The 1,067-nt window shown below is 71.5% G+C and carries 2 protein-coding genes; one reads left to right on the top strand and one right to left on the bottom strand.

What is annotated here, in order from left to right:
• A partial coding sequence (locus tag ACWDS7_RS48650; protein ID WP_451934854.1) for a DUF6463 family protein occupies positions 1–417 on the bottom strand: 417 nt, incomplete at its 3' end.
• Positions 418–488: 71 nt separating this feature from the next.
• Between ACWDS7_RS48650 and ACWDS7_RS48645 the strand changes: the two genes are divergently transcribed.
• Complete coding sequence (locus ACWDS7_RS48645) at positions 489–1,031, top strand: TetR/AcrR family transcriptional regulator (RefSeq protein WP_451934853.1); 543 nt, start codon at positions 489–491, stop codon at positions 1,029–1,031.
• Positions 1,032–1,067 lie beyond the last annotated feature (36 nt).

The raw sequence follows: 1,067 nt of genomic DNA, 5'->3' as shown, positions 1-1,067 counted from the left end.
CTCGCCGCTCTCGCGGGGCCGGCGAGCCGCCAGCAGGGCCAGCACGCCGATGGCCAGGACGGGCCAGCCCCCCGTGACGGGGAAGTACAGGACGCACAGCGGCACGCCGATCCCCACCAGGTACCAGCCGAGCTGGGCGGGCAGCCGGCCCGTGGTGCGGATGACGTGCAGGGAGAGGGTGCCCATGGCGAGGAGCGCGACGCCTGCGGCGAGGAACCAGACGCTGGCCTCGCGGGACCAGTAGTCGCCGGGATCGATGTCGACGAGAGCGCGTACGAAGCCGTCGCCCGCGATGGCGGCCCAGGCGTTGGGCTGGGTGAACGCCCACACGAAGTGCACCAGGGCGACGGCGATGATCAGTCGGGGGACCCAGCGGGCCAGCGCCCCCGTCCTGGTGGCCGATGCTCGTGATCTCATGCGACCGACCATACCGTACCTTATGGTATGGCCCCGGAAGGGGGGTATACCATCTGGTACGGTACGGAGTCATGGCGTCCAAGCGTGAATGGCTGGAGGCCGGGCTCGCCATCGCGACCCGGGACGGCATCAGAGCCCTGACCATCGAACGACTCTGCGCCGACCTCGGCCTCACCAAGGGCTCCTTCTACCACCACTTCAAGGGCATCCGCGGCTACAAGTCCGACCTGCTCGCACACGTCGAGGCCGAGCACACCGGCCGCTTCATCACCGCCGCGGAGGCTGCCGGCGCGAGCGGCCACGACAAGATCCAGCGCCTCCTCGACCTGGTTCTGGAGGCCCACGCCGACAGCCGCGACCAGGAGACGGCCGTGCGCGCCTGGGCCCGGCAGGACCGCGAGGTGCGCGCCTTCCAGGAACGCGTCGACGCCATGCGCGTCGACTACCTGCGCTCGCTGTGGCTGGAACTCGGCGGCAGGCCGGAGGAGGCCGAGCGCATGGCCCTGCTCCTCTACCTGATCCTGGTCGGCGCCCAGCAGGTCGTGCCGCCCGTCACGGCCGAGGACCTGCGGGGCGTCTACGCCCTGGCGATGCGCTCCGCCACGCCCGGCTGAGGGGCCGGGTCAGGCGAGGCGCGGCGGATGCCAGTC

This window comes from Streptosporangium sp. NPDC003464 (genome assembly GCF_053588315.1).
Note: the sequence above shows the minus strand (reverse complement) of the source record. Positions and strands in the feature narration are given on the sequence as shown.

Bases quoted from the DNA above. Each gene is read 5' to 3' on its own strand.
- ACWDS7_RS48645 (WP_451934853.1), top strand. From the start codon at position 489: ATGGCGTCCAAGCGTGAATGGCTGGAGGCCGGGCTCGCCATCGCGACC.